Source organism: Thermosulfurimonas dismutans (assembly GCF_001652585.1).
In the GTDB taxonomy this organism is placed as follows: domain Bacteria; phylum Desulfobacterota; class Thermodesulfobacteria; order Thermodesulfobacteriales; family Thermodesulfobacteriaceae; genus Thermosulfurimonas; species Thermosulfurimonas dismutans.
This window is the reverse complement of the sequence record NZ_LWLG01000002.1, coordinates 234,134-248,488: the sequence shown is the minus strand read 5'-3', so window position 1 is coordinate 248,488 and position 14,355 is coordinate 234,134. Positions and strand designations below refer to the sequence as shown.

Sequence of the window (14,355 nt, the reverse complement as noted above, 5' to 3'; positions counted from 1 at the left end):
ATGGAGGTCACCATGGACCTTATTCGCATAACTCCCGGAATGACACCTGCCGAAATCGTAAAAACACTTAGGGAAAGCGATCGAGTGTTTTTTACTTCCACCTCATTGAGGGACGCTGGGCAGTCGGATTACAAGAATCGCCATCGTTTGATCGATCTCAAGACCCTCTGCCCCATTTATAACGAAATGGGGCTTTTTAGTGCCGAATGCCACGGTGGGGCCCGCTGGCATGTAGGAATCATGAATCGTCGGGAGAGTCCCTTCGAGGAATTGCGGACCTACCGGCGTCTCATGCCGAACGTCATGCTCCAGACCCTTATCCGGGAGACCAATCTCTGGGGTTATCGACCCTATCCCCGGAACGTGATCGAGTACGTGGTCTCGCGGGTGGATATAGACCTCTGGCGGTGCTTTTCCTTTCTGAACGACATTCGGAACATGCGTACGGTGGCCGAAGTGGTAATGAAGCGAGGTAAACTCTTTGAGCCCGCCATCTCCTTTACGGATGCCGACTGGGCCGACAACGATTACTACCTTCGGGTGGTGGACGAGATTGTGGCCCTCTGCGGAGGCACCGAAGAGATTATCCTCTGTATCAAAGACATGGCCGGAGTGGGTAGCCCTGAGCGCATCCGTAGCCTGGTCTCGGCCATCAAGGACAAGTATCCGGAGCTGGTGATCCATTATCACCGTCACACTACAGATGGGCTGGCCCTTCCGGCGTATCTGGCGGCGGTAGAGGCCGGAGTCAAGATCATTGACGTAGAGGAAGACTCCCTCTGTCGGTTCTACGGTCAGCCGCCCATGCTTTCGGCTTACGCCTATCTCACCGAGGCCGGTTTCAAGGTCAACCTCAATCCTCAATTGGCTGAGCTTGCCGTCCAGAAGGTAAGAGAATGGATCAACTATTACGATTGGGCAGAGTCGCCCTTTAAGGGCTTTGACTACATGGTGGTCAAACACCGTATGCCCGGTGGGGCCTTTCCCAGCTCGTTCGAGCAGGCCGAAAAGAACGGTTTCTTACATCTCATGCCCTATATCCTGAGGCTTATGTCCCTTTACAACCGCATTGTAAAGTACTTCGACGTTACTCCCGGCTCTCAGATCACCTGGGTTACCTGTTCCGGTATTATAAACCGCTACGCCAAGGAACACGGTGAGGCCGGAGTGCAGCATATTTTGGATCTGCTTACCAAGTTTGTAGAGGAGAAAAATTGCGACTTTTCGGCTATGAACGAGGAAGAGCAGGCCGAACTCCTTGATCTCTTCAAGTCCGCTCCCGGAGATTTCAAAAATCTTATTCTTGGAAAGTATGGGCGACTGCCTGCGGGCTGGCCGGATGAGTGGGTCTATCGGAGTGCCTTTGGCGAAGAGTGGGAAGAAAAGATCAAGGAACGTACCGAAGCCTCACCCCTTGAGACCGTGCCGGAAGAGGACTTGGATCGTGCCTTTCGGGAACTACAGGATAAACTCGGTCGTGAGCCTACCGAAGAGGAATTCATCATCTATCTCATGCATCCCAAAGATGCCCTGGAATTCTTCGAGTTTTTCGAGAAGTACGGAGAGGCTCCCTATGTGCTCCCCTCTCCCGTCTTTCGATACGGCCTAAAGAAACCCGGCGACAAGGTGGAATTTTATTTTCAGGGTAAACCCTATACCATCGAGCTCGTTTCCATTGGAGCGGAGCATGATGGGGTCATCCACGTGGTGGTGAAGGTCAACAACAAGACCCGGGTCTTTGAGGTCAAGACTCCTAGGGTCAAGAAGAAAGAGGTCCGGATGGCCAAGGGCTCGAACGAGGTAGGCTCGCCCATCAAAGGTAATGTCTGGCGGTTAGGGAACCCCAAGCGGGGCGAACTCAAGGTTGGAGATATCTATCACAAGGGCGAGGAGATTGCCAATCTTGAGGCCATGAAAATGGAGACCCCGGTCTATGCTCCCTTCGACTGTGTGATAGAAGAAATCTGTGTGAAAGTTAACGAAAGTGTAGTTGAGGGTCAGTTGCTCTTTGTGGTGAAGCCCCTTGAGGAGTACACTCCCAAGGAGCCCGGCCGGATTGAGGAAGAATAGAAGGGGCTAGAAGATATCCTTCAGAAGGTCGGAGAGCATGGCCCGGGCTACTTGTTCTGGAGGGACGTTGTAGCTTCCAGACTCTATCTGTCTCTTGAGGGCTTCCACTCGTTCCTCCCTGACCTCAGGCATCTCCCGGACCCGGGCTTTAGCTCTTTCCATTATCTGCGAACTCCTGAGTTCAATCCTGTCTTCGCGGGTGGTTTTAACTTTTTCGGCCTGTCTTTCGCTACCTTGAGCAGGCCGTTCCCCTTTACCGGCCTTTTTTACGTCTGTGGTCGGGGTTTGAAGATAAGGATTGACATCTTTGATTTTCATCTTTTAGCCTCCCAGATTGTCTTCTTTCCTTGAAATCTTTTGGGCCAACTTCCTGGCTTCTTCGGAAATGGTTATTTTATCCCTTGTCTTTTCCGTTTTTTCGGCTGTTAGTAGAGGTCGCTTAGCCCCCTTTCGGTTATATATTTTAATTACCTCTTTTAGATCCGGGAAGTTGATCGTCATTTTCAGCTTGCCTTCGAAATATTTCCATTATTTAATATCGGTAAAAACCTTAAAAAACTTTAACCCTTATGTCCTCCTTTTTGAGGATACTTAATTTGGCCCTCTCCTCAACCCTTTACTTAAATACCAAAATGTTTATCCCTTTGAAAGGGAATTCTGAAAAGGTCCCTACGTTTAATTATGAGGGGATGCCACCGGAATTCAATTTCTATGGCAAGCGAGGTAGTTTCTACTATCGCTATTTCAGTGAACCGGAGAGGTTCTACCGAGGTTTGATAGTCGATATGCGTATTTAGGGGGGAGATCATGAGGGAACTTGCCCGCTTTGAGGATCCGGTAAAGAAGATGCCTCTTAGTCTTGCGGTCTTTGAAGTTGAGGAGGTTGAATTGCCTCCCTTTCAGCGAGATCTCTCAGAAGGCTTGAAAAAGCATCTTGAGCTCGCCATTGAAAAGCTCGGGTTTGTAACTCCCATTGTGGTCTGTGCCCATGAGGGCAAGTATTACGTAGTTGATGGCCGACATAGACTAGAAGCCCTGCGGGACCTTGGGGCGCGGGAGGTGCTGGCTATTGTAGCCCCTGAAGACTTATATCTTCACATCCTAGAGTTCAACACCGAGAAACCGCCGAACGTGAAGGAAAAGTCAAAACAGGCCTATCGGCTTTTCCAGGAATTTCTGCGCACGGATCCGAAAACTATCGAAGCCGATCTCTTTACCTATTTCAAGGAACCTCAGTTCATTACCTTCGGTTTTGTGCTTGAAGAGTTCGAGTCCCGTTTCCCGGCGAGTTTTTATGAAAGCCTCCTTGCCAAGATCGATCGTTTCCTTGAGGAACCCCTCTCCGAGGCCGTGGAGGAGCGTCGTCGCCGGGCCCAAAAACTTCTTGAGCTCAATCAGGAGGTCAACCAAAAGTATGCGGAACTGGGCTGGACCAACGCCCTCATGAAAGGCGAGATCGTGCGCAAGGCCGTACAACGGGCCTACGGTGTCCGAGTACGCACTATCGAGGACGATTTCTACGAGGCCTTGGAAAGGGTAAAAGAAGCCTGCCGAGAACTTGCTCCGGAGGACTTTGGAGGGCTGGCATGACCCCGGATTTCCGGCCGATCCTTAGGCCCATTGAGGTGATCCCCTTGGAATGGCAGGGAAAGCCTTCTCTGGTTCTCCGCGATCCTTTGGGATATACCGAAAATTTTTTGGTTCTTCCGCAGGCCCTGGCACCGATCCTGGCTCTCATGGACGGACGGCACAGTCTGCGTGATCTCCAGGTGGCGGCCACCCGGAGCTTTGGGCGCCTGGTGATGCTTGAAGAGGTGGCCGAACTCGTTAGAAAACTGGATGCTTACGGGTTTCTTGACGGCGAGGCCTTTAAGCGCCTGAAGGAAGAGGTGGAGCGCTCCTGGAAGGCTCTTCTGGTGCGTCCCCCGGCCCATGCCGGAAAGGCTTATCCTCGAGACCCCGAGGCCCTGCGAAATTTTCTTGATAGTATCCTGGACCAAGTTCAATCTCAGAGGAGTTTCTCTCCTAGGATTCTGGTGGCTCCGCATCTGGATATTTCGTCCGGAGCCAAGGGCTATGCCGCGGCCTATCGGAATTTTGATCTTCCAGAAAAGGCTCGGATTGTTCTCATCGGCACCGGTCATCAGCTTGAAAAACCCTTTTCCGTTCTCACCAAGGACTTAGAGACTCCGTTCGGAAGGATATCCGTGGATAGGGATTTCCTGGCCGGACTTTTGGCCAAAGTGCCTGAACTTTATCCCGATGAGTTTGCCCACCGCCACGAACATGCCTTGGAATTTCAGATCATCTTTTTACAGTATCTTTTCCCAGACTTTTCGGTGATCCCCATCCTGTTTGGACCTCTGGACCTTTATCTCCGAGATCACCGGGACCCCTTTGAGGCCGTTCCGGAACTAGAGAAACTGTGTTCGGTCTTGCGGGAGGCCTGGGATGAGCGGACCTACATGGTTGTAAGTATAGATTTCGCTCACCTAGGGGTTCGCTACGGAGATCCCTATCCGGCCGGGGAGAAGGAGGGGGCTATGGCTATCGCCACCGATCGGGCCCTCCTTGAGACCCTTTTTTCTGGAAATTACCAACGATTTCTTGAGGAGGCTTGCCGGGCTTTACCCTATAAGGTTTGCGGCTTGAGCTCCCTACTGTTCGTCGCCAACCTAGTTTCTGGATTTGACCCCCAAGGAGAGATTTATTACCAGGAGGCTGTACCTTTCGGCCCCGGTTCACTGGTCTCCATTGCCGCGGCTGGACTTGCGTTTTGAAAGCCATGATTCGTCTCGACCAGTTTCTGTCACGAGCCGGTTGGGGTTCTCGAAAGGAGGTCAAGCGCCTCATTCGCTCCGGGGTGGTTTCCGTAAACGGAAGGATGGTGAGAGAGGCGGCCTTTAAGGTCGCCCCCGGTGATAGGGTTGAAGTCTCAGGAAAACCGGTATCCTTTCAGGAACACCGGTATTTCCTACTTTATAAACCCAGGGGTTACGTAACCTCCACCAGGGATCGGCTACCCACGGTCATGGAGCTTCTGGTGGGCGTCTCGCGTACGGAAAAGCTCTTTCCGGTGGGAAGACTTGATCGGGACGCCGAAGGGGCCTTGCTCGTCACCGACGACGGCCAGCTTGCCCATCGACTTACCCATCCCAAATGGAAGGTTCCTAAGGTCTATCTGGTGGAGGTCGAAGGCGAATTTTCCGAAGAATTGCTCCCGCAATTTGAAGAAGGCATTGAGCTTTCGGAGGGAAAGACCCGTCCGGCCAGGGCCCGGATCGTTTCCCGAAAAGAGAACGCCACCCTTCTTGAGGTCATCCTCAAAGAGGGACGGTATCATCAGATAAAACGTATGTTCAGGGCCTTGGGCTTCAGGGTGCTTAATCTAAAACGTGTCCGTTTTGGGCCCTTAACCCTTGAAGGGCTTCTGCCTGGCGAGTTTCGAGCCCTGAATGAGGAGGAAATCTCGGCCCTCAGGCAGGCGGTGGGGCTTTAACGGCTACCACCGCATGAGCACCGCAGCCCAGGTAAAACCACCGCCGAAGGAGACCATGAGAACCAGGTCTCCGGGAGAGAGTCTGCCTTCCTCTATGGCCTCGTCGAGGGCAATGGGAATGCTGGCTGCGGAGGTATTTCCATATTTGTGGATATTTACGAAGACCCTCTCCGGAGGCAACTCCAGCCGTTCCCGGAGGTACTCAATGATGCGGATATTGGCTTGGTGAGGGATGAGGAGAGCGATCTCTTGGGGATCAATGCCGCCGGCTTCAATGGCCTCAAGAGTTACGGACTCCATAGCCCGCACGGCCTGTTTGAAGACTTCCCGGCCCTGCATGCGGATGTAGTAATCCTCCTTAGGGATCCTGGGATCGCAGGGAGGATAAAGGGATCCACAGCCTTTAAGGGTGAGTAAATGCCATAAAGAACCGTCCGCGTGAAGATGCGTGGAAATAACCCCTCGTTCACCATCCGGTGACCCGGTGACCACTGCGGCCCCGGCCCCGTCTCCGAAAAGTACGCAAGTAGTGCGGTCCTCCCAATTGGTCTTGTGGGAGAGGACTTCACTTCCGATAACCAGAATTTTTCGCTTGGGATCTTCACGTACGAACTTGTCCGCAATGGAGAGGGCGTAGAGGAACCCCGAACAGGTGGCCGAGAGGTCGAAGGCTCCGGCCCGTTTGGCCCCTAAGGCCTGTTGTACCAGAACGGCCACCGAGGGCATGAGGTAGTCCGGTGTAAGGGTGGCTACGATGATGAGATCGAGTTCTTCAGGCGTAACCTTGGCCTTTTCAAGGGCTTTTTTAGCCGCAGAGATGGCCAATTTGCTGTTTGACTCCCCCTCGGCCACTAGGCGACGTTCCTTGATTCCGGTTCGGACGGTGATCCACTCATCAGAGGTGTCCACCATTTTTTCTAGATCTCGGTTGGTGAGAACGCGCGAGGGTAACGCCCTACCAGTCCCTAAAATGAATGCTCCGGCCTTTCTCATTGTATCGCTTGATTCTCCTTTAGTGATTTTGATTTTTGGTGAAGAGACTTGCCAAGTCTTTCAGTAAGCCCGGTTTCCACAAACTTTTGGGCCACTAAAATGGCGTTTTTGATGGCCCGAGCATCCGAGCGTCCGTGGCCGATGATAACCACTCCATTTACCCCGAGAAGGGGAGCTCCTCCGTGTTCCCGCCAATCGGTACGTTTGCGGAAACGTTTGAGGGCCCTTCGAGCCAGAGAGAACCCTAAAATGGCCAGAGGATCTTTTTTGACCTCGGCTTTGAGCATCTCGGCTACCGCCTCGGCTACCCCTTCCGAGACCTTGAGGCAGATGTTGCCCACAAAACCGTCACAAACGATGACCTCCGCCTCTCCAAGATAGATATGACGGCCTTCAATGTTGCCAATGTAGTTAAGAGGACTTTCGGAGAGGAGGGCATGGGCCCGCTTGACTAGAAAATTGCCTTTTCCGCCTTCTTCCCCTATGGATAGTAGTCCCACCCGTGGATTTTGGATGCCTAGTATCCTTTCGGCAAAAAGAGAGCCCATGAAAGCGAACTGGAGAAGGTGTGCAGGCTTGCAATCGACGTTGGCCCCGGCGTCGATGAGGACGGCAGGGTTTTTAAGGGTAGGCAATACGGTGGCAATCGCCGGCCGCATAACTCCTGAGATCCTGCCTAGGGTAAAGAGGGCACAGGCATAAGTAGCCCCCGAATTTCCGGCACTTACCACCGCTTGGGCCTTTCCCTTTTTAACGAGTTCAAAAGCCCGCCGAATAGAGGAATCGAGCTTCCTCCGTAAGGCCTCACTTGGGGCCTCGTCCATTTTCACCCACTGCGAGGCGACAACCTTGCTGACCCTTTCGTGACCCGGAAATTCCGAAAGGGCCTCCTGCGTGCCTACTAAGTACAAGAAGATGCCCTTCGAGGCCTTTAAGGCCTCTTGGGCTCCCTTAAGAACTTCCTGGGGGGCATAGTCTCCCCCCATTACATCCAGGGCTATACCTACCACCGGTTAGATTTCCTCGGACGGCAGGAACTCCTTACCCCGATAGGTCCCGCAACTGGGACATATCCGATGGGGAAGTTTAGGACTCTTACAACGGGGGCACACCGAGACACAAGGAGCCACGAGATGTTTATGGGCCCGACGTTTCCCACGCCGGGAACGGGAAGTCTTTCTTTTGGGAACGGCCATCTTGACACCTCCTATTGATCAAGGATTGGGCTTCTTGTTTCCCAGAAGTTCCTTAAGAACCGCAAAAGGGCTCGTTTTGCGGTTCTCGCATCCGCAAAGACCCTGGTTCAGATTCTTTCCGCAACGGGGACAGAGCCCCCGACAGTCCTCACGGCAGAGTTTCTTGTGGGGTACCGCCAGGATCACTTGCTCCCGTACCAGTTCGTCCACCGGAATGACGTCGCCTTCATAAAAGACCACGTCCAGGTCCTCCCGCGTAAGCTGGGTTTCCTCTTTTAAAGGCATACTGGCCTGAGGCCGGAACTCTACTTCAAAGTCCTCATTTACTTCAAACAAAAATTCTTCTAAACATCGATCGCAAGTAAGGATAACTGTAGTTTCAATGTGCCCTTTGGCTTTAACATCAATTCCCCTTTTTTTCAAGAAGACCTTGGCTAAAAGCGGTTTGTTCAGGAAAAAACAGTCTCGAAGGAGTTCGCCTCCTTCTTCAAATTCGAGATGCAATCCCTCCGGGGGGATTTCCTCTAAAGGGATTCTCAAACCAGGCTTTTCCATTTTCAAAGACCTCTAACGAAACGTTTGTAATATTAAGATTAATCCTTTTTAGAGGAAGAGGAAAGTAAGGCCTGGAGTTCGGTATAAGAATTTACATGAAAATTTGCCGGAAGGGCTGGATTTTTGTAAGCCACCAGGGGAACGCTCACCGCCCGGCATAGTGTAAGATCCACCTCAGAGTCTCCTATATAAAGGGTTTCTTCTGGGGTGGTGCCAAAATATTCAAGGACGACGGTCAGGGCTTCGGGATGGGGTTTGGGCTTTGGACTTTTTAAGGCCGTCATGACGAGATCGAAATATGGCTCGAGACCGAAGATCTCAAGTAGCCGCCCCATAGTGGTCGTGCGGTTGGTGGAGATAGCGAGTCTAAAGCGCTCCCGGGCCCAGGTGAGAAACTCCTTGAGTCCGGGTTCCATCTTCATGTAGGGCAGGAATTTTTCATAGGGAAGATTTTTCTGATAGGCAAGAGCAGCCTCAAGTTTTTCGGGAAGCTGGCGAAAAAGATATCTTACGGATTCTTCCGCGGTGTGCATGTGGACATAATGCAATTCCTCTTCGGTAAGGGGCCCTCGGCCCATAGCTCGGCATATATCCTCGTAATAGGCTCGGTTGGCTTCCCGAGAATCGAAGAGAACACCGTCGCAATCAAAGACCAAGAGTTTCAAGTTTTTCATTTTCGTCGCACCAGTATGTACCGAGTGAGATTTTCAAGAAGGTCCCGGGTGGGATTCTGAGAGAAGAGGAAAAGATGCGATAGAGCCTTTTCTACCTCGACTTCGGCCCGCTGGCGGGTGTACTCGAAACCTCTGTAATGATTAATGATTTCCACGGCTTCCCGAAAGGTTTCCCGAGAAGGTTCGGTGTCTCTCAGAAGAGAGAGCAAGCGGGTGCGGTCGGACTCAGAGGCCTGGTTCAAGGTGTAGAGCAAGGGGAGGGTGACTTTTCCTTCCTTGAAATCCGTTCCGATGTCCTTGCCGGTCTCCTCGGAGACCCCCAGATAATCCAGGAGGTCGTCGGTAATCTGAAAGGCCAGGCCCAAGTGCCTGCCAAACTCTCGAAGGGCCTCCCGCTCCTTGTCCGAAACTCCGGCCATGATACCCCCGCACTCGCAGGCCGCCGAGATCAGGGCCGCAGTCTTCCGAAAGATCACGTCCTCGTATTCCTTTTCCGTGAGGCCGGTGTTGTCGCAATTTAGAAGTTGGAGAACTTCCCCTTCGCTCATAAGAAGGGTGGTTTGGGTTACGACTTTAAGAATATCGAAGTTGCCCTCCTCAACGGCGATCCTTAAAGCCCGGGCATAAAGGTAATCTCCCACCAGGATGGTGGCCTGGTTGCCCCAGAGGTTGTGCGCGGCTTTGCGACCCCGTCGGAATTCTGCCCCATCCACCACGTCGTCGTGAAGCAGGGTGGCGGCATGAAGATACTCAAAGAGGACGGAAAGTCGATAGATTTGCTCGTCCTCATAACCGCAGAGCCGTGCGCAAAGTACTGTAAGGAGAGGCCGCAGACGCTTGCCACCGGCAAACAGGATGTAATGGCTGACTTCATTTATAAAGGGTACCTGCGAGGCCTGAACCGCACCGAGAGCGGCCTCGATCTTCTTGAGGTCTTCTGCGATAGCGGAAAGTAATCTTTCTTTATCCATGGTCAGGTTTTATAATGCTATAAAATTTTCGATCCGACAATGCGGGGTGAAACATGAAACCGAAAAAGATTGTACTGGCTTATTCCGGAGGACTCGATACCTCGGTGATTTTGAAATGGCTTATAGAGAAATATCAATGTCCAGTGGTGGCCTTCTGTGCGGATGTAGGCCAGGAGGAGGACTGGGAGGAGGTAAGACGAAAAGGGCTCGCCTGCGGGGCCGAAGAGGTTATCATTCGGGATCTTAAAGAGGAATTTGTCGCCGAGTTCATCTTTACGGCCCTTAAGGCCAATGCGGTTTATGAGGGCTGGTACCTCATGGGGACTTCTTTGGCTCGGCCCCTTATTGCCCGAGAACAGGTTAAGGTGGCCCGGGAGGTGGGGGCGGACGCCGTGGCCCATGGGGCCACCGGTAAAGGTAACGACCAGGTGAGGTTTGAGCTTACCTATGCGGCCCTTGCTCCGGATCTCAAGGTCATTGCTCCCTGGCGGGAATGGGCGTTTGAAGGGCGAGAGGACCTGATCCAGTTTGCTGAGGCGCACGGCATTCCGGTGCCAGTAACAAAGGAAAAGCCCTACAGTATTGATGCCAACTTATTTCATATAAGTTACGAGGGCGGTATTTTAGAGGATCCCTGGGCCGAGCCTCCGGAGGACATGTTCCAGATGACGGTCTCCCCGGAGAAGGCCCCTGACGAGCCGGAATATGTGGAGATAGAGTTCGAGAGAGGAGCACCGGTGGCGGTTAACGGGGAAAGGCTCTCCCCTGCGGCCTTGCTCCAGAAACTCAATGAAATGGGAGGCCGGCACGGGGTGGGGCGAGTGGATATGGTGGAAAACCGCTTCGTAGGCCTCAAAAGCCGCGGAATTTATGAGACCCCCGGGGGGACCATTCTCCAGGTGGCCCACCGGGCCCTTGAACATCTCACTCTGGATCGGGAGGTCATGCACTTGCGAGACAGCCTTGTCCCCAAATTTTCGGAACTGATCTATTATGGCTTCTGGTTTTCTCCGGAGATGGAGGCCTTGAGGGCTTTTATCGAAGAGACTCAGAAGAACGTGACCGGCATGGTGCGGGTTAAACTTTACAAAGGAAATGTTATAGTGGCCGGGCGGAAAAGTCCGGTTTCTCTTTATCGCCAGGATCTCGCAAGCTTCGATGAGGCCGGTGGTTATAACCAAAAGGACGCCGAGGGTTTCATAAGATTGCAGGCCCTTAGATTAAAATTGCAGAGGAGGGAAGGGATATGAAGATCTTCATTGACACTGCGGACATAAATGAGATCCGGGAGATCAAGGCCCTAGGTATTCTTGATGGGGTGACCACTAACCCCTCGCTGGTCAAAAAGACCGGCCGACCTTGGAAAGAGGCCGTAAGCGATATCCTCAGGGAATGCGAGGGCCTTCCGGTTTCGGTAGAGGTAGTAGCTACGGATGCCGAGGGCATGATTCGGGAGGCCCGGGAACTGGCTAAACTGGGAGATAACGCCGTCATCAAGATCCCTTGCACCGAGGAGGGTATAAAAGCGGTCAAGACCCTTTCTGCCGAAGACATAAAGACCAATGTCACTTTGGTTTTTTCCCCCCTTCAAGCCCTGCTGGCGGCCAAGGTGGGGGCTACCTATGTTTCGCCCTTCATAGGCCGGATAGACGACATCGGCTACGACGGGCTCAAAGTTATCGAGGAGGTAGTGGCCATTTACGAGATTTATGGACTTGAGACCGAGATCATTGCGGCGAGCATCCGGCATGTGGACCACGTGCGGCGTTGTGCGGAGCTGGGAGTGGATATCGCCACTATCCCTTACAAGGTCATCAAACAGATGTTCCGGCATCCATTAACGGATGTGGGGCTTGAGCGTTTTCTCAAGGATGCCGAGGAGGCGGGCATAAAGATTTGACCCACCTTTTCTTTCTCATAAACTCGGGCTGGGGGCCCTTTTGGGATCGCCTCATGGTCCTTCTGAGCCGTGAAGACGTTATTTATGCCTTTTTTGTGACCATGAGCGCGATTCTTATTAAACGTTTGGGAAATAGGGGCCTTTTGGCCCCTATTTTAGCCTTTGTTTTAGTGATAGGAGCCGATTTTTTGTGCGCCCGGGGGCTTAAACCCCTTATAGCCCGTCCCAGGCCCTATGCTAACACAACGGGAATAAGAGTTTATAAGGGCGGGCGCTTTTTCAGGGTAGAGAAACCCATTCCTGCCAGAAGCTTTGGCTTCCCCTCCTGTCATGCGATAAACACCGCCACGGCAGCTGGTTTTTTCTCGGCGGTGGATCCGGTATTGGCACCGGCGGTTATCGTCTTTTCTTTCATGGTGGGCCTTTCTAGGGTCTATCTTGGTCATCACTGGCCGGAGGATGTTCTTTTCGGTTGGTTTCTGGGAGGTCTTATCGGCTTTGTGGGAGGGCTGATTTGGAGAAGAAGGATAAGGGACCCCTAGATTTGCTTTTTACCATCGAAGGCCTTTTCATTTTGATAATTTTGGCCTTTCGATTGGCGTATATACGAGAAGTCCCCCTTCAACTCTCACCGGACGAAGCCTATTATTGGGACTGGTCTCGAAATCTCGCCTGGGGGTATTACAGCAAACCGCCGATGGTGGCTTGGCTGATTGCGGCCTCTACACGCCTTCTTGGAGTCTCAGAATATGCGGTCAGGCTACCAGCGGTCTTCTGCGGTGTTGGCTTTCTAATTTTTATCTATTTTTTGAGCTACCGTATGTTCGAAAGACTATGCGCTCGCTGGACTCTCTTTGCGGCCGCCCTGGTGCCTATATTTACCGTTTACGGCCTTCTTATGACTATTGATCCGCCACTTCTTTTTTTCTGGGCCGGGGCCCTTTACTTTGGCTGGCTGGCCGCCGAGAAAGATCGTTTTAGAGACTGGTTTCTTCTCGGAATTTTTTGTGGTCTAGGGCTTCTCACCAAACAGACCATGTTAGCCTTTGGCTTCTTCTATGGTCTTTGGCTTCTATGCTACCGGAGATCCCTTCTCCGCACCCCCGGCCCCTGGCTTGCTTTCCTTACGGCCTTCTTGCTCTGGGGCCCTAACCTTTACTGGATTGCTCATCACGATTTCATTACCTTTCGGCACACGGAACATCACTTTGCAGAAGAAACCTTTTCTTTGCTCGGTCCTCTTAATTTCCTCCTTGAGCAGGCCGGAGTCCTGTCGCCCTTCATCTTTGGACTTTTTATCTGGGGCGTAGTTATGCTCTTCAAGAGAAGGAATTGGCGATCGGACCCTCGTCTTACCTATCTTTGGGCCCTTTCAGCCTGGCCTTACCTTGCTGTACTCCCACTTTCTTTTTTCCGCAAAGTAAACGCCAACTGGCCCATGCCCTTCTTTGTCTCTGGTTTGGTTTTGACGACCGTTTTGATATTTTCCTTGAAAGGACGTCCACTGGTCAAAGTTTTACGGGGCCTATTTTTTCTGGGACTGATATTAGCTTTTACCAGTAGCCTTCTCCTCTATGAACTTCCACGCTTTCCTGAGAAGTTCCCTACAGCCATATCCGGACTACTTTTTCGATTTCATGGCTGGCGGGAGATGGCTCACATCGTTCAGAAATATCGCAGACCCGGAGATATAATCCTCACAGATCACCGTTACTTCGCCTCGGAACTGGCCTTTTACCTCCCGGATCATCCCAGAGTATATCAGCTCCCTGAAGGACCTATACCTAAGAGTCAGTACCATTTGTGGGGGATTCCGGGAGATCTCCGGGGCAAGCCCGCACTTTTTGTAATGAAAGGCCGTCATAGTCCTTCTAGTGAAGCCTATCTCATACTTTTCCAAAAAATAAAACTTCCTGGGAACAAGCAGCTTTCTTTTTCGGTTTGGAGAGGTTACTTTAAATGAGAGCTTTGCAAAACCTAAACTTTTGCAAAACTCTTCTTTGCGACCCCACTCCTTGAGGACCTTCGAGTCGCGAGCTTTATCGCCAAAACAGATGTTATGGTTTAGTTCCCTTTTTGGAAAAGGAGGCCTAGGGATCCCCAGCAGAAGCGGGAGGGATAGAGTTTGGCCAGGACATTTTTGGAAGGTTACCAGTTGATGGGGCGGTCAAGTTTAGATAAGATATTTTTAGGGGAGCTTTTGGTGGATTTTGCAAAAAATCTCTAAGGCGTATGAGTTTGCTGTTTTTTTTCTTTTGTGTTTTTTTCGTGTTTTCCTTGCCTTCAGAGGCTTTTAGTATCCAGATTCACCCCAGTCCCGAAGGTTCATATGTTCATCTTATTAGTCATCTTTATTTTTTTTCTTCTCTTGTAGTGATCCTTTATTGGTTTAACCGTTATCTTTCTTTGTCTGGTCCTGCTTGGCGTTATCTTTGTCTTTCTTTTGTCTTTTTCCTTCTTTGGAATGTAGACACAACTTTAGCTCATCTCCTGGAGA

The 14,355-nt window shown here is 51.7% G+C and carries 15 protein-coding genes; 8 read left to right on the top strand and 7 right to left on the bottom strand.

What is annotated here, in order from left to right:
- The first annotated feature begins 12 nt into the window (after positions 1-12).
- Positions 13-2,070, top strand: a complete 2,058-nt coding sequence (locus TDIS_RS03350; protein ID WP_068669377.1) for a biotin/lipoyl-containing protein — start codon at positions 13-15, stop codon at positions 2,068-2,070.
- A 6-nt stretch (positions 2,071-2,076) separates the two neighbouring features.
- Here the strand turns inward: TDIS_RS03350 and flgM are convergent, their stop codons facing one another.
- Positions 2,077-2,388, bottom strand: coding sequence for a flagellar biosynthesis anti-sigma factor FlgM (gene flgM / locus TDIS_RS03345; RefSeq protein ID WP_068669290.1), 312 nt, complete (start codon positions 2,386-2,388; stop codon positions 2,077-2,079).
- A 489-nt stretch (positions 2,389-2,877) separates the two neighbouring features.
- Between flgM and TDIS_RS03330 the strand changes: the two genes are divergently transcribed.
- From TDIS_RS03330 to TDIS_RS03320, 3 genes are read left to right on the top strand one after another with little or no spacing between them, the layout of a single operon-like run.
- The gene (locus TDIS_RS03330) at positions 2,878-3,660 is read left to right on the top strand and encodes a ParB/RepB/Spo0J family partition protein (protein ID WP_068669283.1); all 783 of its coding nucleotides are present in this window, start codon (positions 2,878-2,880) and stop codon (positions 3,658-3,660) included.
- Positions 3,657-4,850: an AmmeMemoRadiSam system protein B gene (gene amrB / locus TDIS_RS03325; RefSeq protein ID WP_068669282.1), complete on the top strand. Its 1,194-nt coding sequence runs from the start codon at positions 3,657-3,659 to the stop codon at positions 4,848-4,850. The genes TDIS_RS03330 and amrB overlap by 4 nt, the downstream gene beginning before the upstream one ends.
- A gap of 5 nt (positions 4,851-4,855) precedes the next feature.
- The gene (locus TDIS_RS03320; RefSeq protein ID WP_068669281.1) at positions 4,856-5,569 is read left to right on the top strand and encodes a pseudouridine synthase; all 714 of its coding nucleotides are present in this window, start codon (positions 4,856-4,858) and stop codon (positions 5,567-5,569) included.
- A gap of 3 nt (positions 5,570-5,572) precedes the next feature.
- Here TDIS_RS03320 and TDIS_RS03315 read toward each other — a convergent pair whose 3' ends face one another.
- From TDIS_RS03315 to TDIS_RS03290, 6 genes are read right to left on the bottom strand one after another with little or no spacing between them, the layout of a single operon-like run.
- Complete coding sequence (locus tag TDIS_RS03315; RefSeq protein WP_068669279.1) at positions 5,573-6,562, bottom strand: beta-ketoacyl-ACP synthase III; 990 nt, start codon at positions 6,560-6,562, stop codon at positions 5,573-5,575.
- Positions 6,559-7,572, bottom strand: a complete 1,014-nt coding sequence (gene plsX / locus TDIS_RS03310; protein WP_244147470.1) for a phosphate acyltransferase PlsX — start codon at positions 7,570-7,572, stop codon at positions 6,559-6,561. The genes TDIS_RS03315 and plsX overlap by 4 nt, the downstream gene beginning before the upstream one ends.
- 3 nt (positions 7,573-7,575) lie before the next feature.
- Entirely contained in the window at positions 7,576-7,758 is a 183-nt protein-coding gene (gene rpmF, locus TDIS_RS03305; protein ID WP_068669277.1) for a 50S ribosomal protein L32, read from the bottom strand.
- An 18-nt stretch (positions 7,759-7,776) separates the two neighbouring features.
- Positions 7,777-8,313 carry a YceD family protein gene (locus TDIS_RS03300; RefSeq protein WP_068669275.1) on the bottom strand — a complete coding sequence of 179 codons (537 nt, stop codon included), beginning with the start codon at positions 8,311-8,313 and terminating at the stop codon, positions 7,777-7,779.
- Positions 8,314-8,351: 38 nt separating this feature from the next.
- Positions 8,352-8,987, bottom strand: coding sequence for an HAD family hydrolase (locus TDIS_RS03295; protein ID WP_068669273.1), 636 nt, complete (start codon positions 8,985-8,987; stop codon positions 8,352-8,354).
- Complete coding sequence (locus tag TDIS_RS03290; protein ID WP_068669271.1) at positions 8,984-9,958, bottom strand: polyprenyl synthetase family protein; 975 nt, start codon at positions 9,956-9,958, stop codon at positions 8,984-8,986. The genes TDIS_RS03295 and TDIS_RS03290 overlap by 4 nt, the downstream gene beginning before the upstream one ends.
- A 53-nt stretch (positions 9,959-10,011) precedes the next feature.
- Between TDIS_RS03290 and TDIS_RS03285 the strand changes: the two genes are divergently transcribed.
- From TDIS_RS03285 to TDIS_RS03270, 4 genes are read left to right on the top strand one after another with little or no spacing between them, the layout of a single operon-like run.
- The gene (locus TDIS_RS03285) at positions 10,012-11,208 is read left to right on the top strand and encodes an argininosuccinate synthase (RefSeq protein WP_068669269.1); all 1,197 of its coding nucleotides are present in this window, start codon (positions 10,012-10,014) and stop codon (positions 11,206-11,208) included.
- Positions 11,205-11,858 carry a fructose-6-phosphate aldolase gene (gene fsa / locus TDIS_RS03280; protein WP_068669266.1) on the top strand — a complete coding sequence of 218 codons (654 nt, stop codon included), beginning with the start codon at positions 11,205-11,207 and terminating at the stop codon, positions 11,856-11,858. The genes TDIS_RS03285 and fsa overlap by 4 nt, the downstream gene beginning before the upstream one ends.
- Positions 11,855-12,400 (top strand): phosphatase PAP2 family protein, encoded by a 546-nt coding sequence (locus TDIS_RS03275; RefSeq protein ID WP_068669263.1) that lies wholly within the window; start codon positions 11,855-11,857, stop codon positions 12,398-12,400. The genes fsa and TDIS_RS03275 overlap by 4 nt, the downstream gene beginning before the upstream one ends.
- On the top strand, positions 12,373-13,821 hold the full coding sequence (locus TDIS_RS03270; RefSeq protein WP_068669258.1) for an ArnT family glycosyltransferase: 1,449 nt from the start codon (positions 12,373-12,375) through the stop codon (positions 13,819-13,821). Before TDIS_RS03275 ends, TDIS_RS03270 begins: the two co-directional genes overlap by 28 nt.
- Positions 13,822-14,355: the final 534 nt, after the last annotated feature.

What these genes read in the sequence shown, in the direction of transcription:
- TDIS_RS03290 (WP_068669271.1), bottom strand. Translation starts at nt 9,958, where the DNA reads ATGGATAAAGAAAGATTACTTTCCGCTATCGCAGAAGACCTCAAGAAG.
- TDIS_RS03315 (WP_068669279.1), bottom strand. Translation starts at nt 6,562, where the DNA reads ATGAGAAAGGCCGGAGCATTCATTTTAGGGACTGGTAGGGCGTTACCC.
- flgM (WP_068669290.1), bottom strand. Translation starts at nt 2,388, where the DNA reads ATGAAAATCAAAGATGTCAATCCTTATCTTCAAACCCCGACCACAGAC.
- TDIS_RS03295 (WP_068669273.1), bottom strand. Translation starts at nt 8,987, where the DNA reads ATGAAAAACTTGAAACTCTTGGTCTTTGATTGCGACGGTGTTCTCTTC.
- fsa (WP_068669266.1), top strand. Translation starts at nt 11,205, where the DNA reads ATGAAGATCTTCATTGACACTGCGGACATAAATGAGATCCGGGAGATC.
- TDIS_RS03285 (WP_068669269.1), top strand. Translation starts at nt 10,012, where the DNA reads ATGAAACCGAAAAAGATTGTACTGGCTTATTCCGGAGGACTCGATACC.
- rpmF (WP_068669277.1), bottom strand. Translation starts at nt 7,758, where the DNA reads ATGGCCGTTCCCAAAAGAAAGACTTCCCGTTCCCGGCGTGGGAAACGT.
- amrB (WP_068669282.1), top strand. Translation starts at nt 3,657, where the DNA reads ATGACCCCGGATTTCCGGCCGATCCTTAGGCCCATTGAGGTGATCCCC.
- TDIS_RS03320 (WP_068669281.1), top strand. Translation starts at nt 4,856, where the DNA reads ATGATTCGTCTCGACCAGTTTCTGTCACGAGCCGGTTGGGGTTCTCGA.
- TDIS_RS03350 (WP_068669377.1), top strand. Translation starts at nt 13, where the DNA reads ATGGACCTTATTCGCATAACTCCCGGAATGACACCTGCCGAAATCGTA.
- TDIS_RS03300 (WP_068669275.1), bottom strand. Translation starts at nt 8,313, where the DNA reads ATGGAAAAGCCTGGTTTGAGAATCCCTTTAGAGGAAATCCCCCCGGAG.
- TDIS_RS03330 (WP_068669283.1), top strand. Translation starts at nt 2,878, where the DNA reads ATGAGGGAACTTGCCCGCTTTGAGGATCCGGTAAAGAAGATGCCTCTT.